The organism is Leptothoe sp. ISB3NOV94-8A (assembly GCF_043421595.1).
GTDB lineage: Bacteria > Cyanobacteriota > Cyanobacteriia > Phormidesmidales > Phormidesmidaceae > Leptothoe > Leptothoe turfae.
Genome location: NZ_JAXSQW010000001.1, coordinates 1,734,257 through 1,755,199, shown reverse-complemented (window position 1 = coordinate 1,755,199; position 20,943 = coordinate 1,734,257). Strand labels below are relative to the sequence as shown.

At 48.5% G+C, this 20,943-nt stretch carries 27 protein-coding genes; 7 read left to right on the top strand and 20 right to left on the bottom strand.

Annotation, left to right across the window (positions count from 1 at the left end; all coding sequences use genetic code 11):
- Positions 1-273 precede the first annotated feature (273 nt).
- Complete coding sequence (locus SPB21_RS07755; RefSeq protein ID WP_499866212.1) at positions 274-855, bottom strand: hypothetical protein; 582 nt, start codon at positions 853-855, stop codon at positions 274-276.
- 680 nt (positions 856-1,535) lie between these two features.
- Between SPB21_RS07755 and SPB21_RS07750 the strand changes: the two genes are divergently transcribed.
- From SPB21_RS07750 to SPB21_RS07740, 3 genes are all read left to right on the top strand, one after another.
- Positions 1,536-2,576: a toll/interleukin-1 receptor domain-containing protein gene (locus SPB21_RS07750; RefSeq protein WP_499866211.1), complete on the top strand. Its 1,041-nt coding sequence runs from the start codon at positions 1,536-1,538 to the stop codon at positions 2,574-2,576.
- A 403-nt stretch (positions 2,577-2,979) separates the two neighbouring features.
- Positions 2,980-3,552, top strand: coding sequence for a hypothetical protein (locus SPB21_RS07745; RefSeq protein ID WP_499059895.1), 573 nt, complete (start codon positions 2,980-2,982; stop codon positions 3,550-3,552).
- A 432-nt stretch (positions 3,553-3,984) separates the two neighbouring features.
- Entirely contained in the window at positions 3,985-4,965 is a 981-nt protein-coding gene (locus tag SPB21_RS07740) for an IS110 family RNA-guided transposase (protein WP_499865561.1), read from the top strand.
- 1,097 nt (positions 4,966-6,062) lie between these two features.
- Here SPB21_RS07740 and SPB21_RS07735 read toward each other — a convergent pair.
- The 4 genes from SPB21_RS07735 to SPB21_RS07720 form a co-directional block, all read right to left on the bottom strand.
- Positions 6,063-7,043: an IS110 family RNA-guided transposase gene (locus SPB21_RS07735; protein WP_499865561.1), complete on the bottom strand. Its 981-nt coding sequence runs from the start codon at positions 7,041-7,043 to the stop codon at positions 6,063-6,065.
- Positions 7,044-7,444: 401 nt separating this feature from the next.
- Positions 7,445-7,759, bottom strand: coding sequence for a hypothetical protein (locus tag SPB21_RS07730; protein ID WP_499866210.1), 315 nt, complete (start codon positions 7,757-7,759; stop codon positions 7,445-7,447).
- Between the two features lie 17 nt (positions 7,760-7,776).
- Positions 7,777-8,025 (bottom strand): hypothetical protein, encoded by a 249-nt coding sequence (locus SPB21_RS07725; RefSeq protein WP_499866209.1) that lies wholly within the window; start codon positions 8,023-8,025, stop codon positions 7,777-7,779.
- Between the two features lie 201 nt (positions 8,026-8,226).
- Positions 8,227-8,688, bottom strand: a complete 462-nt coding sequence (locus SPB21_RS07720) for a hypothetical protein (protein WP_499866208.1) — start codon at positions 8,686-8,688, stop codon at positions 8,227-8,229.
- 262 nt (positions 8,689-8,950) lie between these two features.
- Between SPB21_RS07720 and SPB21_RS07715 the strand changes: the two genes are divergently transcribed.
- Positions 8,951-9,133, top strand: a complete 183-nt coding sequence (locus tag SPB21_RS07715; RefSeq protein WP_499866207.1) for a hypothetical protein — start codon at positions 8,951-8,953, stop codon at positions 9,131-9,133.
- Here SPB21_RS07715 and SPB21_RS07710 read toward each other — a convergent pair.
- The 13 genes from SPB21_RS07710 to SPB21_RS07650 all read right to left on the bottom strand — a co-directional run bounded on the left by SPB21_RS07710 (position 9,117) and on the right by SPB21_RS07650 (position 16,135).
- Positions 9,117-9,365: a hypothetical protein gene (locus SPB21_RS07710; protein ID WP_499866206.1), complete on the bottom strand. Its 249-nt coding sequence runs from the start codon at positions 9,363-9,365 to the stop codon at positions 9,117-9,119. The two genes, SPB21_RS07715 and SPB21_RS07710, sit on opposite strands and share 17 nt — an antisense overlap.
- A 24-nt stretch (positions 9,366-9,389) precedes the next feature.
- Complete coding sequence (locus SPB21_RS07705; protein WP_499866205.1) at positions 9,390-10,088, bottom strand: SH3 domain-containing protein; 699 nt, start codon at positions 10,086-10,088, stop codon at positions 9,390-9,392.
- Between the two features lie 136 nt (positions 10,089-10,224).
- The gene (locus tag SPB21_RS07700) at positions 10,225-10,824 is read right to left on the bottom strand and encodes a hypothetical protein (protein ID WP_499866204.1); all 600 of its coding nucleotides are present in this window, start codon (positions 10,822-10,824) and stop codon (positions 10,225-10,227) included.
- 6 nt (positions 10,825-10,830) lie between these two features.
- A complete protein-coding gene (locus SPB21_RS07695) occupies positions 10,831-11,202 on the bottom strand; it encodes a hypothetical protein (protein WP_499866203.1) in 372 nt (123 codons plus the stop codon).
- Positions 11,175-11,333, bottom strand: a complete 159-nt coding sequence (locus SPB21_RS07690; protein WP_499866202.1) for a hypothetical protein — start codon at positions 11,331-11,333, stop codon at positions 11,175-11,177. The genes SPB21_RS07695 and SPB21_RS07690 overlap by 28 nt, the downstream gene beginning before the upstream one ends.
- Complete coding sequence (locus tag SPB21_RS07685) at positions 11,327-11,548, bottom strand: hypothetical protein (RefSeq protein ID WP_499866201.1); 222 nt, start codon at positions 11,546-11,548, stop codon at positions 11,327-11,329. Before SPB21_RS07685 ends, SPB21_RS07690 begins: the two co-directional genes overlap by 7 nt.
- The gene (locus SPB21_RS07680) at positions 11,548-11,925 is read right to left on the bottom strand and encodes a hypothetical protein (RefSeq protein ID WP_499866200.1); all 378 of its coding nucleotides are present in this window, start codon (positions 11,923-11,925) and stop codon (positions 11,548-11,550) included. Before SPB21_RS07680 ends, SPB21_RS07685 begins: the two co-directional genes overlap by 1 nt.
- Entirely contained in the window at positions 11,909-12,217 is a 309-nt protein-coding gene (locus tag SPB21_RS07675) for a hypothetical protein (RefSeq protein WP_499866199.1), read from the bottom strand. The genes SPB21_RS07680 and SPB21_RS07675 overlap by 17 nt, the downstream gene beginning before the upstream one ends.
- Positions 12,201-12,602, bottom strand: coding sequence for a hypothetical protein (locus SPB21_RS07670; RefSeq protein ID WP_499866198.1), 402 nt, complete (start codon positions 12,600-12,602; stop codon positions 12,201-12,203). Before SPB21_RS07670 ends, SPB21_RS07675 begins: the two co-directional genes overlap by 17 nt.
- Before the next feature lie 77 nt (positions 12,603-12,679).
- Positions 12,680-13,084 carry a hypothetical protein gene (locus tag SPB21_RS07665; RefSeq protein ID WP_499866197.1) on the bottom strand — a complete coding sequence of 135 codons (405 nt, stop codon included), beginning with the start codon at positions 13,082-13,084 and terminating at the stop codon, positions 12,680-12,682.
- Positions 13,085-13,439: 355 nt separating this feature from the next.
- The gene (locus SPB21_RS07660; protein WP_499866196.1) at positions 13,440-14,945 is read right to left on the bottom strand and encodes a hypothetical protein; all 1,506 of its coding nucleotides are present in this window, start codon (positions 14,943-14,945) and stop codon (positions 13,440-13,442) included.
- A complete protein-coding gene (locus SPB21_RS07655; protein WP_006514159.1) occupies positions 14,938-15,372 on the bottom strand; it encodes a hypothetical protein in 435 nt (144 codons plus the stop codon). Before SPB21_RS07655 ends, SPB21_RS07660 begins: the two co-directional genes overlap by 8 nt.
- 76 nt (positions 15,373-15,448) lie before the next feature.
- Positions 15,449-16,135, bottom strand: a complete 687-nt coding sequence (locus SPB21_RS07650; RefSeq protein ID WP_006514160.1) for a hypothetical protein — start codon at positions 16,133-16,135, stop codon at positions 15,449-15,451.
- Between the two features lie 324 nt (positions 16,136-16,459).
- Between SPB21_RS07650 and SPB21_RS07645 the strand changes: the two genes are divergently transcribed.
- Complete coding sequence (locus SPB21_RS07645) at positions 16,460-16,972, top strand: hypothetical protein (protein WP_499866195.1); 513 nt, start codon at positions 16,460-16,462, stop codon at positions 16,970-16,972.
- Positions 16,973-17,091: 119 nt separating this feature from the next.
- On the opposite strand, the gene SPB21_RS07640 is transcribed toward SPB21_RS07645, so the two are convergent.
- On the bottom strand, positions 17,092-17,250 hold the full coding sequence (locus tag SPB21_RS07640; protein ID WP_499866194.1) for a hypothetical protein: 159 nt from the start codon (positions 17,248-17,250) through the stop codon (positions 17,092-17,094).
- A 358-nt stretch (positions 17,251-17,608) separates the two neighbouring features.
- Between SPB21_RS07640 and SPB21_RS07635 the strand changes: the two genes are divergently transcribed.
- Positions 17,609-18,016, top strand: coding sequence for a hypothetical protein (locus SPB21_RS07635; RefSeq protein WP_499866193.1), 408 nt, complete (start codon positions 17,609-17,611; stop codon positions 18,014-18,016).
- Positions 18,017-18,383: 367 nt separating this feature from the next.
- A complete protein-coding gene (locus SPB21_RS07630) occupies positions 18,384-19,700 on the top strand; it encodes a family 16 glycosylhydrolase (protein ID WP_163701631.1) in 1,317 nt (438 codons plus the stop codon).
- Positions 19,701-20,059: 359 nt separating this feature from the next.
- Here SPB21_RS07630 and SPB21_RS07625 read toward each other — a convergent pair whose 3' ends face one another.
- On the bottom strand, positions 20,060-20,929 hold the full coding sequence (locus tag SPB21_RS07625; RefSeq protein ID WP_499866192.1) for a hypothetical protein: 870 nt from the start codon (positions 20,927-20,929) through the stop codon (positions 20,060-20,062).
- Positions 20,930-20,943 lie beyond the last annotated feature (14 nt).

The window sequence follows — 20,943 nt, the reverse complement described above, 5'->3', positions numbered from 1 at the left end:
TAAGCTACTACGAACAATACTTTTCGTCGATAATTCCTCGGAAAGGGTACTCCTTAAAAGGAGGTGTTTATGTTGGGAGTATTTTGCTAACCCCTTCCAGGGCTGTCGCTGAAAAGTGCTTGGCACATGAATTTTTTAAGAATTTATCTGCAGATCAAAAAGCCTGCCTAGTTCAGAGATTTCGGCCATTGGTGGCTCCACCAGATATTAGCCTTGAGAAAGGCTATTCGTTACAGGACCAGCTTAAGCATTGGATAGAGCACGGCAGCTCAATTAGTCCGCTTCATTTCCGCCCTCGTCTTCCTGGGTGTCGATAAGTTCTATCTCGTCAAATTTAGACAAACGTTCAGTAACTCTTTGTCTTATTGAAAGAACTGATGGGGCATTGCCTTGTCCTTTATTGAGTGCATAAAGATTATCTTCTACATCTCTGATAAAAGAGCGGATGAGAACGACTCTGCGCTTTGCGGCTACAGCTTTGATATCAGGTCGATACCTCTGACGGATTAATGAAGACAACAGAACAAGTACTCCTAAGATGCCAACTACTTGCTTAGGTGCTGAGTCCTGAACAAATGATGAAGCAAGCAGCCCACCAATGATGTATTGTCCAAAGGTAAGTAATGAATCAGCCCAACTATTTAGGCGAGCAATTGATTCTTGGCGCTGTAGCGAACTGCGAAGCTCATAAAGACGACAATCCCTAGCTAAATCTTCAGTAGGTTCAGTTAGATCTAGTCGAGAAATCTTAGATTCCTTTATTCGTCTCTCACTAAAAGCTGAGATACCAGCAGATACAACTGTAGCTAATAGACCTGCTATTACACCTAATAAAGCAAAAATATCGGAACCCATAAATTCTTATTGTTGTAAAGTTAGAGTTTTCATGTACTAATGGCTTCCAAAATAATCACTATCATATCAAGGTGCTGTAGACAGTCGGGTAAAGGGATAGGTTTTACATATAGCCTATCCTTCTCCTCAAAACCGTACATGCAACTTTTGGTAATATTTCTAGCCGCTTAGGATGAAATTATTAGGGATATGCAGAAGATTAAGAAAAACTTTTACTTCTTTTAGAGAAGATGGAAGATATCCATGAAATGTTTTATCGGCCATGGCTTTATAGTTGTCTCTTTCAATCTAATTAAGCTACAAAGAAAGTATAAAACTTAGGTCTAGATGCCGATAGTACCCTCAAGGGTACTTTTCGTTTTTATGTAAAGCTGCTAGTGGCAAAAAGGGAGACATGATCACAGAACCTGATGCTGCGGTTCTGATGCGATCGCTGAAGGCCCTGGAAGGCTACAGGCCCGTTGCGGTTGTTAGTAGCTAATCCGCTAATAGGAGCTCTGGAAGATATGTAGGAACTTTCCAGATCTTTATCTAATCTGGGCGTAATATACTGCAAGTTTCCATATAGCTAACCGGGTAAGGTGGATATAGTGCGGACTATCCATATATCCAGCTCGTATGGGGTAGATATATGGAAAAAGTAGATCTAATAAATTGTTAGTCCGCAGAAAACAATTCATATGCAAGTATTCATATCCTGGTCAGGTTCCCGTAGTAAGACACTTGCGGTACATTTACACGAATGGATCAAGACGGTTGTGCAGCGAGCGGAACCATGGATGTCAGAACGCGATATTGAGGCCGGACAACAGTGGAATTCGCAGCTTTCCTTGAGCCTAAAGGAAAGCGATTTTGGTATCATTTGCCTCACACCTGAGAATCTAAATGCACCTTGGCTACTGTTTGAGGCCGGATCGCTTGCCAAAGCGTTAAATACTGCACGCGTGATTCCTCTGCTTCTCGGTCTTAAAAAGGCCGACCTTTCTTTTCCACTTGCGCAGTTTCAGTCCGTAGAGGCCGACCGAGATGGCTTCTTCGCGTTGGCATCTGCAGTTAACTCGTCTCTTCCAGAGGGACAACTCGACAAAACGCTACTAAATAACATCTTTAATGGTCTTTGGTCGGGCATGGACCACAACCTCAAGAAACTACAAGAGACATCTGGCGAAACATCGAAGCAAGAGGAACGTACTGATCGTGAAATACTGGAGGATGTGCTGACGAGCGTTCGAGCACTACAACGGATCACTGGCCCATCTGCACACACAACAGAACAATTTCGCTTTCGAGATTGGGAAGATCACTTCATTCTCGGCATTAATCTTGCGAACAAAAGAGGCGGCGATGAAACTAACAATGAATCCCTACGCAACTACGCTCAAGCAATTGCAATCGCACCGGACGATCTTCCCAAGAATACGCTTTCTCGTTTGTACGCGTACTACTCTGCAATGCTGAAACGGGTTGGACGTCTTGAAGAAGCCAAGAATAGTTTGGTCTTGGCTCAAAAGCTAGCAAGTGAGGACCGCGAGATCAACGACGCAATGTATAACATGGCTTGTGTTCTAGCGATGACAGGGGAGGCTGATGGGGCACTTGAACAGCTCAGCAGCTTGATTGCCCGAGATCCCAGTTGGGCTAAGTACATCGACAGTAACCCGTACTTTTCAAGCATTGCTGAAACGCCGGAATTCAAATCAGTCATAAACGCGGCAGACTAACAAATGCAGGCATCGGAGCCGCCAATTCGGTTGGAATAAGTAGAGCATTGTTAATGACGGACCGGTGAGACTGGTCGTTACAATCTACTTTGATTAGTGCACCGCTAACAGCCAGTCAGCCCCTTGAGAGAAAATCCTTGGCGGACAAGAGCTTGAGTTTATGTGCGAGCAATCTGGTCTGAGTATATTTCCTAAAGACTTTCCGCCATGGCATCCCCTGCATTCCCGACCAGACCTTAGTGGAGCATTTGGGAGGCTTCGGTGCTGAGATACGAGACTAAGGTCGGGGGTGGGGTTGGGTGGGGGGTGGAGTTAGTTAACTGAAGGTCTGAATGTAGTTATCTAATGCTAATTGTTTTGACACCCTGCTGAATAATAAGAGCGCTGGTTTCTGTGTTCTCTTATGTCTGACGGTCAAAAGTTCAAAGCCAAAAGCTTGGTTAGTAAACCCGCTAGCAACTGGAAACGCCCTGCGCTCATTACAGCTGGCTGTCTAGGATTTTTGATCTTGGTCGGCGGGGTGGGCGTTGCCTGGCTGGAGCATCGTCAAACTGAAGTCAGGCGTGCTGAACTTAGATCTGAATGGAAAGCTAGTCAGGGAAACGCAGAATTACAAGAGCAGGCTAGGGCAGCAATAGCAGCACAGCAGGAAGCAGAAAGGGAAAAGAAGGATAAGAGAGGATTTGATGCTGAAGAAATTAGAGCTTTTAAGGATGTGATTTCAGAATTAGACCCTACAGAGGCTTTGATTAATGAGATCAGTATTGAAAATGGCAGGGGACTGGTCGATGTTGTAGTAACTCCGTTGGCTTATAAGCAGAGTGATTTAGAGCTAAAAGAATTTGGTACCAATATGCAAAATGCTGCATCAAAAATTTGTGAATGCAGCCCGATAGTTAGATTTAGGACAGCTAGCGGTAAAACTGTGATTATAGTAAACGCGTTTGGTTATAGCATTAGGGAGAAAAACCGCTAAGCCGAGTAACATATAGGGAATTTGGCAAGGGTGTACGTCATGTGTATGCCCTGTTTTTGTGTGGGTAGTTTCCCCTTCGGGGTAGTGGATTCTAAACGAATTTTTGCTCCAACAATGTCAAGTGTCGATGGGTTTCCGTCCCCTTGTATGTTTAGAGGTGTAGCAGGAGACCGTCATCCCCTAGAACCGATGAGCAAATGTTAAGAACGGGTTTGTTTAGGAGTCTACTCAAATACGCTAAGCGTAGTAGCACTAGACCAGGTCCTCCCGTTCATGATAGCTCATCATAGTCCGACCGCAAGCAAGGTTACCGCTACTATTCATCGAACTGAGAGCTCGAAAAAATCGCCAGGTTCCCATGGGAGACCGGATCACGCAAGGTAGAGTGCAGTGGATGGAGCCTCAATACCGTACTCCTTTAGGAGAGATCATATGACGACATCAGCTAAGGTAACTCCGGTGAATTGGATAGGCATAGACGTCAGCAAAGACAAGCTGGATGTGTATGACCTGAGCGCAGAAACGTATTGCTCATACAGCAACGATGCGGCAGGTATCGAAGCGCTGAGGCAAAAGGTATTAGAACGACCGGATCCAGCCGTTGTCTGCGAAGCCACAGGCGGCCACGAGGCACGAATGGCGCTGAGGCTACATCAGCATGACATCCGAGTAAGCGTGGTCAACCCACGTCCGGTCAGAGACTTAGCCAGAGCCCTGAGTAAGCTGGCTAAGACCGACCCGATTGATGCCTATGTGATTGCCAAGTACGGTGAGGTGACCGAGCCTGCCGCGACAGTCTTTGCCTCTGCCGCCGAAAGCGAGCTAAAGCAGTGGGTCACGCGTCGGCAGCAGTTAGTTGAGATTCTAAGCGCGGAGAAGAACCGTCGGACACTGTTGGTGAAGGGTGCAGCCAGAGATGAAGTGAGTGAGCATATCGACTGGTTAGAAAAGAAGATAAAACAACTTGATGAGAAAATAGCAGACCTTAGCGATTCAGTCTCTGAGTGGAAAGCGCGCAAGTCTATTTTGCGTTCGCCCAAAGGCATTGGCCCGCTAATTTCGGCAAGCTTTCTAGTGTTGTTGCCGGAGCTCGGTACGCTCAATCGGCGACAGATTGCAGCGTTGGTCGGTGTTGCGCCCTTTAATCGAGACAGCGGTCGCTTTCAGGGACAGCGACGTATTTGGGGCGGTCGAGGCGCGGTGCGGGCGCTGCTATACATGGCCACTTTATCAGCGCTGAAGTGCAATCCACCGATTCGTGCCTTCTATCAACAGCTACTGGCCAGAGGGAAAGCTAAGAAAGTGGCGATTATTGCGTGTATGAGAAAGTTTATCATCTGTTTGAACGCAATGGTCAAGAAGAATGAACCCTGGGATGACAACAAAGTCACAGCATTCTTCCAAACGACCTAGTTTCAATGGTCACAGCGCTTTTTTCTGTGCAAATGTAGAACCTTTTTCTGATCAATTTAGATGAGTTGTTGCTCCTTTTTAACACTAGAAAAGAGAGAATAGAGGAGTGTGATTGATTTTCAACATTTGCCGTCAAAAAGACGGTGAGAACCCACTGTTGCAACGCTGTATTCTCACGTTTTTTCAATAACCGCCCTTGACAGCAAACATAATCGCTTGCGGGGTAAGTGGAATGTAAGGCACCTATTCAGACGCCTTACCGCTCAACGACTTCAGCCACCGAATACACACTTCAGAAATCCGAAGCGCAATCCATGGCCTCTGATAGCCTTAAGCCTTAACTCTACGATGCAGAGGCCTTACGGACCAAGGCCTACACACTTCGCAACGACGCTATGCGGTTTTCAAGGATCTGACTGAAGCGTGTACCTCAGCTAGCGATCACCCTAACCCAACCAACCGGAATCGCGCAACTATGCTTAATATGTACGTAATAATCACGGTACGCTTAGGCTTCAGCCCCCGCTGCCTCTAGGTTTCCTGAAAGCCTATGGACATAGCCGAATGGGTTGGCTATGCTGGGTGAAACCTCTACGATTCGTGGGGGTCTGCCGAACCTCGAAAACCGCATTATTTCGTTGACCCCCTCAGATCAATTGCTGGGCAAGGGCTTCAGACGTTTTCCACAGGGCTTTATTGGGAATAGCTTCTATTTATCTGGGCTTTTCCAGACCCCCTCAGAAATCGGGTTCTAGAGGACTTGTATAGTAAGGGTTTCAGAAGGTGGGGGTTCAAAATCTACTACCCCGTAAGGGGACGGAAACCCTCGTGCTCAAGTGAAGGAGCCTGCATGGGTGCGTTCAAAATCTACTACCCCGTAAGCGATTATGTTTGCTGTCAAGGGCGGTTATTGAAAAAACGTGAGAATACAGCGTTGCAACAGTGGGTTCTCACCGTCTTTTTGACGGCAAATGTTGAAAATCAATCACACTCCTCTATTCTCTCTTTTCTAGTGTTAAAAAGGAGCAACAACTCATCTAAATTGATCAGAAAAAGGTTCTACATTTGCACAGAAAAAAGCGCTGTGACCATTGAAACTAGGTCGTTTGGAAGAATGCTGTGACTTTGTTGTCATCCCAGGGTTCATTCTTCTTGACCATTGCGTTCAAACAGATGATAAACTTTCTCATACACGCAATAATCGCCACTTTCTTAGCTTTCCCTCTGGCCAGTAGCTGTTGATAGAAGGCACGAATCGGTGGATTGCACTTCAGCGCTGATAAAGTGGCCATGTATAGCAGCGCCCGCACCGCGCCTCGACCGCCCCAAATACGTCGCTGTCCCTGAAAGCGACCGCTGTCTCGATTAAAGGGCGCAACACCGACCAACGCTGCAATCTGTCGCCGATTGAGCGTACCGAGCTCCGGCAACAACACTAGAAAGCTTGCCGAAATTAGCGGGCCAATGCCTTTGGGCGAACGCAAAATAGACTTGCGCGCTTTCCACTCAGAGACTGAATCGCTAAGGTCTGCTATTTTCTCATCAAGTTGTTTTATCTTCTTTTCTAACCAGTCGATATGCTCACTCACTTCATCTCTGGCTGCACCCTTCACCAACAGTGTCCGACGGTTCTTCTCCGCGCTTAGAATCTCAACTAACTGCTGCCGACGCGTGACCCACTGCTTTAGCTCGCTTTCGGCGGCAGAGGCAAAGACTGTCGCGGCAGGCTCGGTCACCTCACCGTACTTGGCAATCACATAGGCATCAATCGGGTCGGTCTTAGCCAGCTTACTCAGGGCTCTGGCTAAGTCTCTGACCGGACGTGGGTTGACCACGCTTACTCGGATGTCATGCTGATGTAGCCTCAGCGCCATTCGTGCCTCGTGGCCGCCTGTGGCTTCGCAGACAACGGCTGGATCCGGTCGTTCTAATACCTTTTGCCTCAGCGCTTCGATACCTGCCGCATCGTTGCTGTATGAGCAATACGTTTCTGCGCTCAGGTCATACACATCCAGCTTGTCTTTGCTGACGTCTATGCCTATCCAATTCACCGGAGTTACCTTAGCTGATGTCGTCATATGATCTCTCCTAAAGGAGTACGGTATTGAGGCTCCATCCACTGCACTCTACCTTGCGTGATCCGGTCTCCCATGGGAACCTGGCGATTTTTTCGAGCTCTCAGTTCGATGAATAGTAGCGGTAACCTTGCTTGCGGTCGGACTATGATGAGCTATCATGAACGGGAGGACCTGGTCTAGTGCTACTACGCTTAGCGTATTTGAGTAGACTCCTAAACAAACCCGTTCTTAACATTTGCTCATCGGTTCTAGGGGATGACGGTCTCCTGCTACACCTCTAAACATACAAGGGGACTAACCAGTTCACAACCCCCGCCGAAACAGAGCCAATATCCCCCGTAAGCAGCCAACAAAAAGCCGCCCCCGAAGAGGCGGCATGAGGTGCGCGTGTAGGGGGTGAGTCAGTCTGTGACGTCTTGGGGTGCCTCTCGGCCATTGATCCATCGAGACTTAATCCGATCCTGGGCGTAATGCAGCCAGAAATGCCGTTGAAACGGGAACACAACACCCCAACTACTGCTTGGGACCTCCCAGTTTTTACCCAGTATCTTTTTGCCAGTGTGGATGAACGGGAATGGCAGATCGTCGGACAGCACATTTAGCGGGGGAGACTGTGCCCACTGGTTGATCGCGATCGCTGTTCTGGCGTCAATGTCCTCGACTGTTGGCGTTTTTGTAGCCTCAGCGATCGCCCTTAGTCCGAGATTGGTGGCCAACTTTCTCCAGTTCAGGTTCAAGCGGTATCACCTCCCCGGTTCAGCAGAGTTCGTAAATCCTGGCGAATAGCAGCAATCTCTTGGGCGCTGTAACCATCCTTGCCCATCTCGATATAACCTTCCACCTTGCCTCGTAGTTCGTCGTATTTACTCTTCAGTTCAACAATTTCTTTGCCAACGTCGGTAGAGAAAAGCCGAACAAGTGCAGTGGTAATTGCGACGGCTAGAACTGCGTCAATCCCAAACAGTGCGGTGATATTGTCCATGGTGAAATTTTGAAAGCGGAGATCACATCAAGTATGCCTCACGCGTCCGCGAACATGCCATGAAAAAGCGACCGTTTTAAAGGACAGTCGCGAAAGGTTTGAAGTCTGTTAATCACAACAAAGAAGCGCCACCCCGAGAGGCAGCGCCGTATAAACCCTATTCACTCGGATCTTAGATCCGTGTAAATTTACGCCCCCATTCTAGCGAGAAAGTTGGGTGGTTTGGCTCACAGGCATCCGCACCACCAGCCCCTCACACATCGGCTCGTCATCCTCTACGACGACAAAAGCAGCCTTGTTTTCGCTGGGGATTGTATCTGCTGTAATGCGCCAACTTAAACTTGTTCCTTGCGGGCACCACTCAGCCTTGACCTCAAATGAAGAATCAAAACTTTCAACTATTTCTCGGCATTCCTGAACAGTTATAGGGGGTTTTAATAAAGACCCATCTTCGCTTATCTCCAAGAAACCATGGCTACCAAAACGTGCTGTAGTCCCGTCGTAAGCTCCACATTCATCACGGATCAACCCATCAGCCTCTAGCAGATCGTCGCTGTGTCCCCATAGCACGATAAAACCGTGATGCTTGGCTAATTCTCGATCTTCCAATTCAAACGGGTATTCCTGCCCTGTAATTTTTTCTGCAAACTCTTGTGGGGTCATAATCCTATCCTCCAAAAACAATCATCACCAACGCCACCACCCCAAACCCTCGCGCCATCATCGGCAACCGACACCAACAATGGAAAATCCTCTGCACTGGATTCGGATACCGCCATAGCCATGAACAGGGGAGTTTCTGAGCCCGCCTGTTCTGGATCGTTACTGCGCTCTTGTTCATCCCGAGTAGCGGAGTGCCACCCAGAAAATGCACCAACCGGTGTGCTCTCGGAGTGAGTAGCAATAAATTCCAGCCTGGCCGTTCATGTCCATAAGCACCGCTGTGAGTGTGGTGAAAGTTGTACCCACGGTACTTGCCCTGGTGGGTCTTCCCCACGGGTGCGCCAGTGAATTGGCAGGTGTGGCGGAGGAGATCGAGCCAGGCGGGGTGGTGGTGGCGGAGTCTGTAGTATTTAGACATTTGATTTCCCCTAGCTTAAAAATTTAGCCAATCCGTTAAGCATTCCGAGCCCAACACGAATCGCTGGATTCTCAATCTCGTATTCTTCAAAGCGGGGAGCACGCAACGCCCACCCACGCTGGGGGTTGTAGCCTTCGACAATACGAATCTGACCGTTAACAAGCAAAGCATCCCCATGTTGAAGCTGAGCGGGGGTAATTTGTATCGTTTGGCCATTTCTGACCACTTCGATGACATCAGAGAATCTAGTGTTACTCATTGGGTTTAATAGAGCATTACTGCACTATCGGCAGCCACTCACCTCAAAATCCCGTACCCAACCTTCACGCCCCTGGTAGCTCACCTGAACAAAATCATCCTCACACTTGAGAATGCTCACCGCTGCCCCTTCAGGGATTCTGCCCACGACAGCCGAACCATACTCGCCAGCTGAGAACATCGGAATGGCTGAGGATGACGCGGGGGAGACTGGGGCGACGGGGCGGCGGTTCAGTCCTATCAAGAACAGCAACAAGGCCCCGATCATGAGGATTGCAATCCATCCAGAATCACCATCGCCATCGTCCTGGGGATCTGAATTGAAGAGATCAGCAAGGGGGCGATGCCAATCGAAGCTAGGTTCTTCCTCATACTCAGCCTCATGCAGGTCATCCCACGCTTCTTGGAACTCTCGCATCTGATCTACGTACCAAACCTCTACACCCTGGCTTCTAACCCTATCCGCCGTTGTGTAAGAGGCTTCCTCATTACTCGGTGTACAACCAGCAATCACCATGCGTTTGCCAGGGTGATGACTCCCATAGATCTGAGCTTGGGCCATGGCCTGTAGTAAAGCAGATCTCGTGAGTTTTGGCTTCACCTCGATGACTGCACCACTGGTCAGCACATCCACTCGTGAACCGTCGGGCATCTCTACCTCGCGAGCGCCGCCAGTTACTGAGTGGATGAATTCTTGAAGATGATCTTCGTTCTTAAAGTTCATTTCTGCATCTTCCTCAGCATCTCGACTTGATCAGGCGTGAGATTTATCTCTTTGGAATTAGCTTTGTGACCGCTGCCGCCCCTGAGAAAAATTATCAAGACCGCTAAAAATAAACCTGGGATCATTCCTGGTGGCATTAGACTATATACCCCTTGCTTCTAAGTTCATCCATCATTGATGTAAAAATTTCAGAGCCTTCTGACTTGGGCAGGCTCATAAGCCACTGCATAAATTGTTTTGCCATATCAAATTCTTTCCAGCTGCGTAATTTGATTTCTTGCAAGGCGCTGTGAATTGTTGTTTTTCCACACTTCAGCCTTCGATGCTGAAGCAACCAATCTTCCATTTGCCGAACGCTATAGCCTTGTCGCTTGAGGCTTAGTAAATCCCAGCGATAATCAGCCTTTAGCGACTCTTTTGAACAAAGCTGATTTGATGGCTCCCCCATTAGATCAAATGCTTTGTTAACCACACTGGTGGTGCATTCAAAGCGCTTTGCTAGTTCATTAACGGAAACACCTTGGTCTCGGGCCTCAATCAGCAAACACCCATAAAACTCAGCAATTACCTCAGGGATTCCTCTGGTCTTAATATCGTTTTCTCTTCGATATTTCCCAATACCCTGAGTACTTACCAATGGGTGGCCAATGTCTATCAGAGCTTCTTGTATCTGTCGGTCACGAAATCCGAACCCAGCCATCAGGGAAATGAGTTCGTGGTGCTCTGATAATGCCATGAGGGGTTAGTTATTGCCGGACAGGGCTAAATATAACCCGAAAGCCATAGACCCCGCTACAGCAGGGATATACAGCCATCCAGCCGCATTGATCAGCCACAAGCCAGCAGCCACAAACGCAAAAACTGAAACTGAATAAAGCAGAACCTCTAATGCAGCCTGGCGGCGACCTGCATTAACTAGTCGTCCAGCGAGTTTGCCAGCTTGGTCATAATCATCAGGGCAATACCGATCCGCCCACAAAACGATGTTCTCGGTTAGCGTCTGCTGAAAAGCCGTATCCATTTGATGTGTGGCTACGTTCGCTAAATGGGAGCCAGTAGCTTGAGCGTCGTCGGCTATCTCGTTGGCTATTTGATGAAGTCGATCATTTTCCATGTGGGGCCATCCTTAGCATCAGCAATAAACTCATAGACTGGAGCGACATGCTCAACAACAATGTCGTAGGCTGGCCTGACATTCCATGCCACAATGCCGCCTACGACGAACCCGAGCGCTATCCTCACCATTCGCCTAACCCTCCAATCCCGACAGGATCTTGATTATTGACAGATGGCACCTGCCCCTTGAGCCACCGTTGAAGTTCAGTAGACTGCTGCGCGTTAATCGGGTGGCTATCCCCTGTCGTTAACTTGATGCTCGGCGTTGTCCAGTTAATTTGAGTCACATGCAGCAAGTTTATCGACAGCGACGGGCCAATCTGCATCCAATTACCATCAATCATCAAAACCTCCTTTGCAATTTACTTGTGACAACTATTGCCCCCGCGCCTGACAGCAGGCACACAACACCAAGCGCTCGACTTGCACTGTTCAGACTCCTGTCGCGATGGTTATCTAGATTCCCGCTTCGTTCTGCGATCGCAAGATTCCCAGTCAATGCGGTGAGCCCCATCACCCCGATACCTACAGCTATTCGCCATAGCCACTTTTTAGAATGAAAGGGGAATCTAGATGAATCTTCTATCTCGCTAGACAGCACATCAACGTCAACCACCTGGTCTGAGGGATCAAAGCTTTCAAACCAATTTGGGGGCTGCACATTACAGACAAACGGTGGCCCTCCTATTTCAATACCACCTAAGTCAACGTGAATACTCATAGCTCCCTTGATAGTGATTGTTATTGCTATCGCCACATCCCCCGAACAGATACCCCATAGTGAGTAGTAACGCGAAAATGCTAAGGCCATACCCGAGATAGCGTTTTAAGTTGTTTTGCCTATCGAGCCTGGCCTTTTCGCTGTTGGCCTTGACTATCGCACCAATGGCGTCAATCGCAATATAAGCGGGGACATCTCCTGACAAATGCAGCTGGTGCTTACCTTCTGGGGTCACAGAAATTTGAACATTCCCGTGTAATTGATCTGTACTTAGATCAGATCTCCGATTCATTTTCTTCGACGCCTTCTAAATAGCTTGCTGGCTGAGATGGCAACACAGGGTCTTCTTTGATATCGCAAGCTTGCTCTACCGCCTCAGTGAGACTGCCAAAAGCCGCACGGGTGACATCCGCCATGTTGCCAAACACAACAGGTATGTTTTGGCCAAGGCGTGATGCATAACCTTGAGCTGTTGCTTGAGATACCAGATCTGCGATAGTAGCCCCTTCGTCAACAGCTCCCTGAACCATCGAGCTTACCTGCTCCCCTGGGGTCTGCTGAACAGAGACGTCGTTAAGCTGCACTTCATCGCCAGGGACTTGAGCCTGTTGAATACCTGAAGACTCTTTTACCTGAATCTGACTACTTTGGTTTACCTTTGCTCGTCGTCTTCCCATGAGTTTCAAAAAATAAATTTAAGGACGCTGACATCATAGTTAAAGGGGCGCGATAACGCAACCCCTAGGCAAAGAAGTCAGATGAGCTGGGCGGCGATGTCAATCGTATGCCCAGGTAGCTTTTTTTTACGGTTTAACTCAATATCGGCCATCATCTGATCAAAGTGCTGGCGGCTTCCACCCATAGCCTCGGCGTAAGACCGTTTAGCTTTTTGAGGGTCAGGCAATTTATCAAGGCTATTCAAGAACCCGTGCAGATCTTTAGTCGTCACACGTTGACGCCCTTCTATTTTTAGCAACTGACGTTGATGCAAGTAGGTCAGGTACAACTCCCAAGCGACTTCATGCGGCACAACGCGACGATCATAATCATGCTCATAAAGTGCCTGGAGTTTTCGGGTAATCCAACAATGATGAACATCAAACGCCTTCGCCAACTCCTGTTTTGAATAAACCTTGAGTGTGACAATTCGTTGTTTCACGTCCTCAATTGGGAGCAATCCTTTCACAGCCCTTTTGTCCTTTGTGCAGATATTTGAAACTACAGTAGCATGTGAATAAAGGGATGTGCATTATTTGCTAAAAAGAGATTGCTCGTGCAAGCACGTAGCTGCACGCTCGTGCAGCTTTAGTGATAACAACCCCTTGAATAAAGCACATACTCAAATATGCTGAATTGCTTGCAGGACAAAGGCCGCAGTTGCAAACGTGCAATAAATTAATGAACGTGCATTACGAGAGACGTCGAAGACAAAAACAATGGTGTGCCAGTTTATGACAATAAAAAAGCTGCCTCACAGGAAAGCAGCCAAACGTTTTTGAACTTTTATTGATGTATCAACTGATCGTGTGCAGCACCTCCAACCGAGCCCTTTCAAACTCAGGTGTCTTAGCCTGACATCCATATACTTGGCAAATCGCTTGAGTTAATTCAGTGCCAGCCATTCTTAGTTGAATAACTTGTTTCGGTTTAGAGTCTGTAGAGGTTGTCAGGTTTGCATCTTCAAATAACCGCTTCCTCTTGATGTCAGGCAACCAGGGCATTTTAAGGATTTGGTGCCCATGGATATTTGAATAGGCTAGAAATGCTTTCGGCTCTGCCTCAAGTCGGTCCATGGCAGTCTTGTAAATCTCTTTCCCCTGCGCGTGGGTAGGCACTGGAGAGCGACCAATCAAGGCGTGCTCGATCGCCTGTTCGGCTCCACGACTAAACGGGACAACAACGCCAAAGTTCTTTTGAAGCCCAGTGTTGATGCCTGCGTTCTGAACTTGATGATCTTGGCCGAATAGCCAAATACCAACGTTGTCCTCGCGCCCCATGATGGCGATGTTGTTGGCGATCTCAATCAACTTAGCTTCGTAGTCAATCGGTTTGTCCCCACGCTCCTGAGCTGGGGCAGATTGCCACTCACGGATCATTTCTTTAGTGTGAGTTTTGGCTAAGGATAGAGTTGCTAGCCATTCATCTAAAACGATGATCAAAGGCTCTGGGTTGTAAGGCTTCCCTGTCTGCTCGGCTTTTGTTCGTTGGGTCTGACGCTGCACCATTCGGTCGATAATCCACTGAAGTCGCGATACCAAAGGCTCAACTGTGTACGACTTATTCATGTTGAGCAAAATGACATGCTTCTTGCCATCATCAGCCGTTTTGTTCTCGTACCCTAAAAACGGTCCAGGTTTTGCTGTACTGAAATAAAACTCAGACTGCGGTGAAACTTTTTGGTAATAATCAACCAATCCAAGCAGTAGACTGGTCTTCCCCGCTCCAGTCTCAGCAGGTATCAATAAGTGCTTCTTTTTGTTGTTAAATACCAGCTTAAAAATATCTGCTAAGTGAGATGACTCATCAGTAGCAGGATTTGGCCTTGCTTCTGTCGCTACCGATTGCTGGGATTGGTTCTGATCACTTTCAGGGCTAGACGACTCACCCACTGCTGTATGATTTTGAGCTTCTGGCTCAGCAGTCTCAACCATCCCCCCTGCTTCAACAGCTCTTTGCTCGGCGGAGACCAGGGCCTTAACCTCTTCTTCTGCCTCAGCGATTTCAGGTAGCACTTTATAGCGTGCCTGCAACTGAATAGTTCGCTCCCTTTCCTCCTCCTCCCATTGACGCTTAATGGCTGGCAGTAAAAACAGGCCCATAATCGACCCCCCAGACGCCAGTGCTGCGAGCGGGAATTTGTACCACCAATATCCACGGGTGGAATGCCTGAATGATTGCCCTGGCTCTAACCTTTCAACAATCTGGCCAGATGAAAGTTCATACCGTGGCAGCAGGTTCATTGTGGGAGAGATCAATGCGCAAATAGAGCACGTAATTGCCAGTTTCAAAACCTTATCCATGGCGAATAACCTTCTTAGCAACAAATGCCACCCCAACGCCTGCCATAGCCAAAGACAGGATCAACGCCACCCCACCAATCATGCCGCTGACTGACAACAGGACAGATAGATAATCCCACCCACCGCCAATCACCCCGCCCAAGCCCAATAGGCCATACACCGTAGATTTTGCCGATGCGCCTCTCCCAGCTAGTAGTCCATAGGCGATGAGAGCGATCGCACCCCCCGACAAACCCACGACTGTGGCTGGAATCAACGGGGGCACCAACCGCGCCAACATAACCATCGACATGGGTGCACTAAATGAAGCAATGCCCACCAACCAAATCTGCAGCCCATCAACAACGGTGAGACCTGTTTCCGGCGTCGGATCAAGTGACTCCGCTAATGGCTCAGTAAAATTATCGAAATCTAATCCTTCAAACATAGATTTCAAAAACGCTTTCTGAGGACAATGTACACAAAAGAGAACGCTCAATCAAGAGCGCAGTAGTCGATCTTGTTTAGAATGCCAGCTTTTGAAGTTTGGCCAGTAGTCCACTCGCCTGCCTTGCTGAAATCTTCCCGTCCATTGCGTCAGCAAGCGTGCGGTTGTAAGTGGCCCTAGCCTGCGCAGTGCGAGCCTGCAAACGGATTCGCTGTCTCTCTTGATTGAGCGTCTGTTTATGGTTGGTGCCCATTGACTGCAGTTTTAGCTCAGTGCCTTGCCGTAGCTGCAATAGCTTAAATTTCCAATTAGCCCTGTCCAGTCCTGCATTAGCCTGATACTGAGCCCCTTGATATTGCAACGCATTGGCTGTCTTTTCCTGCAGCAGTTTGCGATCTAAGCCAGCCTGGTTAGTCTGTTTGGTTAATTCGGCCACCATCTCAGCAACCTGACCATCTTTCGCTAGACCCTCCTTGAGAATTTCTGCTCGTAGTTCTTCAATGGTGGCCACCCGCTTCAAGATCTCTTTAATCTTCTTGCAAGCGTGTTTAGCGAATTTTTCTTGCTTCGCCATCTCCTCAGCGGTCGCACTGAGTCGTTGCACATCCTCCAGGGATAACTTGCCGATACTTCGTGGATCAAACCCGCCGGTCATTTGCTCAATAACCTTAGATGCGGCGGTGGTTCCGCTAGTATTGCCAACACGGAAGTTCGGAGAATAAGCTCCGCCTGAACCGCTACGACCAGAGAGAACAGGAAGCATAATAAATCTGACTAGAATGGCCTCATTATTCTAACGGTATTGTCCTCAAGCTGCAAACTTGAAACCCACCAAAAAACCCCACCAAAAAACCTGGGAGCCAGTCAACCCCCAGGCAGTCAGTGTGTGTTGCAGCCAGAGCGCGGCGACACCCCTGGCTACGTAACCCAGGCTACCCAAAGTATCCTGATGTATGTCGTACTATAGGACAGTCATTTGCCACCCATAGTGGTTGCGCCCGGTCTTGTGCTGGGCTTTTTTGTGTGTGGGCTGACACCCGATCTCGTCCGCTATCATGAGCGCACCGACTGATGGAGAACCTGAATTATGGCACTTGGTAAGCTAGCTGCTGTCTGCTGCTCCTTTTTATTACTGTGGCCATCCGCTGCAAAATCTCAGCCAACTGAAGGGCCGTGCAGAGCCCTGCATCGATTTTCTTCAATGATTGAGCGAGCGAATGCCCCTGGCGCGGATCTTAGCGGTGAGAGCACTGTTTTCCCGGACGACGATGCAGATCCATTGACCGAGGATTGGGTCATCATTGATGTCACCCAAGCTACAGATGGCAGCTACCCGTATGCTGTCACACTCATAATTGAATGGCGGCATAGCAGCCCAGAAGAAGCGAGGGCGGCTTACAGCGACTTTGTAGTTAAGGGCATAGAGCAGACACACAACGACATCACAGCTTGCGCGGACGTCGTTGAAACATTGCCAAGTAGTACGCGATACCGGTTTTACGACAACGGCGAAGCATATGGCGTGTTCCTTGAGCCTGAAGAACCGGCTGATTTCTCAGATTCCCGGAATACGCTTACCGTGACAATATTCCGTGAGTAATCCACCCCAAACAACCCCCAGGCAAGTGTGTGTTACAGCAGCCAGAGCAGGACAGTCACTCCGGCTGCAACTAGCCTACCCAACCGACTAGTCTATGTCCTATAGTACGATCAGTTTACTTACTTAGCTAGTACTAACGCCCGGTCGTGTGCTGGGCGTTTTTTGTCGGGGTGCGCGGCCTCCGAAATAAACCCCCAGAAGCATTGGCGGACTTCCAGGGGGGTGGTTGTGCTGAATGCGGCTAGAGATGCTTGCTGTGCTCTAGCCGGAGTGCTCATAGTTTGCCCAAGTGGTGCGAGGGAATCGCGGGAGATAGCCTTTCAGTAGCCTGGGAATGCTAACGAAGCCTATGATCACGATGCCTGAACGCCCTTAAGCAATTAGGGGCATTTTTTATAGAAAAAATCCCTCGGCAGGTGCAAGCCGAGGGACATAAATAAGTGAATTTAGAGTCTGGTGAGCACCCTTTTGTCCTGAGGAATCTGTAGTATCGACACCCGAATGTCTTTGAAAGTTGCAAAGGAATGCTCAATGCTATCTATTGAGGGGGTTAGTCGAAAGTGTCGAACACTCAAGACTGGCCTGCTCGTTGAACACACTCCGGTACCCTTGGATACAGTTTCACAAGGCATTACGATGAGACCCCCGGCAGTTATCGCTTTGTTGTCAGTGCTCACTGTTGCAGCCCACACCTCCGTTCATGCCTGCTACATGGATATGGGAGGCGAGCGGATCGATCTCAGCCATATATGTGTGGATGGATCTGCACCGACTGATGATGATGAGCCCAAGACCCCTGCCAGAGATGAGTTAGCAACCTTCCAAGTGCTTCAGATCAATACCGATGGTTCAGCGACAGGACGGGTAAGTTTCAGCCGGTCTACGCCAGAAGGGACCACTGTTTGGGCCTATGTTGTCTTCATGGATGGAGCCTGGCTCTACGTTGGTCGGGCTACCCGCACCCGAGACCAACGTAGGGTGGAGATTCAGTTTGCTTTGCCCCCTGGAACTTTGCTTAGCGAAGTTGAGGGCGAGGCGAGATAGGATGAGGGTATAGATAGCCCTAACTGAGAAAGTTTGTGAATTTTCAGTAAGAAGAAGTCTTTGCGCTATTGTCGCTGATGCCCTGCCTACAAGAAACTACACAGCACCATGTGTGCTGCCAGGGCAAGAAAACAGGTCAAGTTTCTAGATTCTAACTGAACTCAGGGTTTTCCTAGACAAAGATTCTACAAATTAAACCAGCTAACTCAGTAGTTCTACGTTGTTATTAACAGAGTAGATGCACCCATCACTGCTGCCTAGTCGCAAGGTTTTAATACCAACAGCGGATGACAAAGTGTGTGTCTCATCCGCACGAGCACAATCGCAGTGTTCTCAAGTAAAACAACGCAACAAAGAAGCAACGGTAATGTCTAAGAAATTCACTAAGAACAAGAACTTTGAAGTAACCTTTGAGAACACATTCGACAGTGTTGATGACCTCAGTGATTGGAATACGACCTATTACTATGGTAGTCGAACCAATACATTCAACAATGAAGAACAGTATTACTTAGATGATGCCTTCCAGTTCAATGAGGACGGTACCCTCAGTATCGTTGCTACTAGGTTAGATACTCCGATTGAGGCATTTGAAGGTGTCGATCAGTGGCTTCTCGAAAACCAGGGGAAAGATACTTCGTTTGACTGGACTTCTGGGATGCTGTCTGGTCATGATAAGGCAGCTTTCCAATACGGCTACATCGAAATTAGTGCTCAAATCCCGGCGGGGCAGGGGATGTGGCCTGCTTTCTGGATGCTACCCACGGATGGAGGATGGCCTCCAGAAATCGACATTATGGAAGCTCTGGGCCATGATACAAGCACTATCCATCAAACAGTGCATTATGAAACTGAATCAGGTCGAAGCATGCACCATGATCAGACGTCAGGCACTGATTTCTCCGAGGGGTTCCATACCTATGGTGTGGAATGGAAAGAGAATAAGCTCACCTTCTACATTGACGGCCAGAAAACCTATACTCTCCATGAGGATATTCCTCAAGAAACCATGTATCTGCTGTCGAATTTAGCGGTTGGCGGATGGGCTGGTTCTCCCGATGACACTACAGCAGATGAAAATGAATATGTGATTGACTACATTCGTGTCTATCAAGATAAGAAGGGCCTGTTAGAAGGGGGAAGTGGCAATGATGTTTTAGACCGAGCCAATGGTCATATCTCCGGCTTAGGGGGCGATGACGTTCTTTCGTTGAGCGGCAAAGGTGAACTCTATGGAGGCGAGGGCAATGATCTGCTGACAGGGGGTACCCAAAGTAACTATCTAGTTGGTGGACGCCACAGTGACGTCATTGATGGTGGCCGTGGTCGGGATGTACTGATTGGTGTTGAATTTGGAGATTCCTTAGCAGGGCAAGGAGAGGTTGATGTCCTGATCGGTGGCCAAGGTGCTGATGTGTTCAAACTTGGAGATGCTACACAGGTTTACTATAGCGACGGTGATGCATCGACGTATGGCCTTGATGATTATGCGCTGATCAAAGACTTTGAATTGAAGGGTGGAGATTCAATTGAATTGCATGGTCGCGCTGAAGATTATTTCTTAGGAGCCGTTGAGCAAGGTACCGCTATCTTTTCTGAGATGGAGAATACTCCTGAACTGATTGCGATTCTTGAGGGAGTCGAGAGTTCAGCGATTTCGACCAATAGTTTCCAATTCGTCTAAGTTTCTGTTGAGCTAGAGACACACCTTTGCAAAGTGGAGTCGCACATACGTTTGGGTAAAGATGCACTGAGTGTCTCGGGGGCTACAACAAGTAGTCCCTTTTTATGTACCGACACACTGGTTCACCGATTACCCACCCAGGACACGCCAGCATTCATAGTGCGTAGTCCAAACAGGAAACCCGCTAATAGTTCAATGGCACACATTAGCGGGTGATAACGTTATGTGACTCTCTGTGCTACCGAAAAGTTCAGATTTATTCAGGTCTGATGGGACTGTGTGATCTGCTACTAAATATGTTGTGATATAGCGCATACTACGCCTGATTCGTCTGTCCTAATTCCCATACTTGACACCTATTAATTTCCTAGATTCTTCAACTTTCTCCGAACTCTGCCTCTAGTCCCTCGGCAACTCAGTAGCTCATAATCCTGGGCATAGACATTGCAGCCCAATACCAGCAATCTGAGAGAGGCCGATGAGCTCAGCACCTTAAGCACTCGGGTACATCCCAATGCATTCTCCTGAACCACAAACCCAATCCCCGATTCTTTGAGTCTGAATAACAACTCAGGATCATTGAGTTCAGTCGCTACTCTCTTCTTCTGGATAGGGTCAATGTTTCGGTCTATCCGCCATCGGTTATTAAGTCGTCGTTTGATGGTGGACTGAGATCGCCCAACGGTTTTAGCAATGCCTGCCACTGAAGCACCGGGTATTTGAAATCCATCGTTTACCACTGCCATGCCCTTTGCCCCTGGGAAACTGTCAGAGGATGCGGCGTCGTGTGGATCAAAAACTGATTTCTTCGCCTGGCCCTTCTTGGCTTTCTTGGCTGCCCAGTACGCCTGTCGTTGTCTGTACTCGGCTTCTAAGGCTGTCGCTAATGCTTTAGACCCCATGCGGGTGAGTTCGGATAAGGGAACGTCTGCGATCGCACCCAACCCATCTACACCCAATGCACAGGCCACTTTGGCCACACCTGATAGATAGAGCTCTACCTGACCATCAATGCGTCGTCGGCTTCGCCACCAAACACCGAGACCTTGTTTCAGCCATCGGTAAATCGTTTGGGTGCTGACACTCATGAGGAATGCCATGTCAGACACACCAAAATAGACACGTCCAGTGCCCTCAGTGTCGAGGGCTCGTAAGACGTGCCATAGCCTGGCCTGCTCACAGGTATCCAGCAGACGGCTATAAATTCGTATGGTGCTGAGGTCTGACATAGCACAACTCACCG

Bases quoted from the DNA above. Each gene is read 5' to 3' on its own strand.
- SPB21_RS07755 (WP_499866212.1), bottom strand. From the start codon at position 855: ATGGGTTCCGATATTTTTGCTTTATTAGGTGTAATAGCAGGTCTATTA.
- SPB21_RS07750 (WP_499866211.1), top strand. From the start codon at position 1,536: ATGCAAGTATTCATATCCTGGTCAGGTTCCCGTAGTAAGACACTTGCG.
- SPB21_RS07745 (WP_499059895.1), top strand. From the start codon at position 2,980: ATGTCTGACGGTCAAAAGTTCAAAGCCAAAAGCTTGGTTAGTAAACCC.
- SPB21_RS07740 (WP_499865561.1), top strand. From the start codon at position 3,985: ATGACGACATCAGCTAAGGTAACTCCGGTGAATTGGATAGGCATAGAC.
- SPB21_RS07735 (WP_499865561.1), bottom strand. From the start codon at position 7,043: ATGACGACATCAGCTAAGGTAACTCCGGTGAATTGGATAGGCATAGAC.
- SPB21_RS07725 (WP_499866209.1), bottom strand. From the start codon at position 8,025: ATGGACAATATCACCGCACTGTTTGGGATTGACGCAGTTCTAGCCGTC.
- SPB21_RS07720 (WP_499866208.1), bottom strand. From the start codon at position 8,688: ATGACCCCACAAGAGTTTGCAGAAAAAATTACAGGGCAGGAATACCCG.
- SPB21_RS07715 (WP_499866207.1), top strand. From the start codon at position 8,951: ATGTCCATAAGCACCGCTGTGAGTGTGGTGAAAGTTGTACCCACGGTA.
- SPB21_RS07710 (WP_499866206.1), bottom strand. From the start codon at position 9,365: ATGAGTAACACTAGATTCTCTGATGTCATCGAAGTGGTCAGAAATGGC.
- SPB21_RS07705 (WP_499866205.1), bottom strand. From the start codon at position 10,088: ATGAACTTTAAGAACGAAGATCATCTTCAAGAATTCATCCACTCAGTA.
- SPB21_RS07700 (WP_499866204.1), bottom strand. From the start codon at position 10,824: ATGGCATTATCAGAGCACCACGAACTCATTTCCCTGATGGCTGGGTTC.
- SPB21_RS07695 (WP_499866203.1), bottom strand. From the start codon at position 11,202: ATGGAAAATGATCGACTTCATCAAATAGCCAACGAGATAGCCGACGAC.
- SPB21_RS07690 (WP_499866202.1), bottom strand. From the start codon at position 11,333: ATGGTGAGGATAGCGCTCGGGTTCGTCGTAGGCGGCATTGTGGCATGG.
- SPB21_RS07685 (WP_499866201.1), bottom strand. From the start codon at position 11,548: ATGATTGATGGTAATTGGATGCAGATTGGCCCGTCGCTGTCGATAAAC.
- SPB21_RS07680 (WP_499866200.1), bottom strand. From the start codon at position 11,925: ATGAGTATTCACGTTGACTTAGGTGGTATTGAAATAGGAGGGCCACCG.
- SPB21_RS07675 (WP_499866199.1), bottom strand. From the start codon at position 12,217: ATGAATCGGAGATCTGATCTAAGTACAGATCAATTACACGGGAATGTT.
- SPB21_RS07670 (WP_499866198.1), bottom strand. From the start codon at position 12,602: ATGGGAAGACGACGAGCAAAGGTAAACCAAAGTAGTCAGATTCAGGTA.
- SPB21_RS07660 (WP_499866196.1), bottom strand. From the start codon at position 14,945: ATGGATAAGGTTTTGAAACTGGCAATTACGTGCTCTATTTGCGCATTG.
- SPB21_RS07655 (WP_006514159.1), bottom strand. From the start codon at position 15,372: ATGTTTGAAGGATTAGATTTCGATAATTTTACTGAGCCATTAGCGGAG.
- SPB21_RS07650 (WP_006514160.1), bottom strand. From the start codon at position 16,135: ATGCTTCCTGTTCTCTCTGGTCGTAGCGGTTCAGGCGGAGCTTATTCT.
- SPB21_RS07645 (WP_499866195.1), top strand. From the start codon at position 16,460: ATGGCACTTGGTAAGCTAGCTGCTGTCTGCTGCTCCTTTTTATTACTG.
- SPB21_RS07640 (WP_499866194.1), bottom strand. From the start codon at position 17,250: ATGAGCACTCCGGCTAGAGCACAGCAAGCATCTCTAGCCGCATTCAGC.
- SPB21_RS07635 (WP_499866193.1), top strand. From the start codon at position 17,609: ATGAGACCCCCGGCAGTTATCGCTTTGTTGTCAGTGCTCACTGTTGCA.
- SPB21_RS07630 (WP_163701631.1), top strand. From the start codon at position 18,384: ATGTCTAAGAAATTCACTAAGAACAAGAACTTTGAAGTAACCTTTGAG.
- SPB21_RS07625 (WP_499866192.1), bottom strand. From the start codon at position 20,929: ATGTCAGACCTCAGCACCATACGAATTTATAGCCGTCTGCTGGATACC.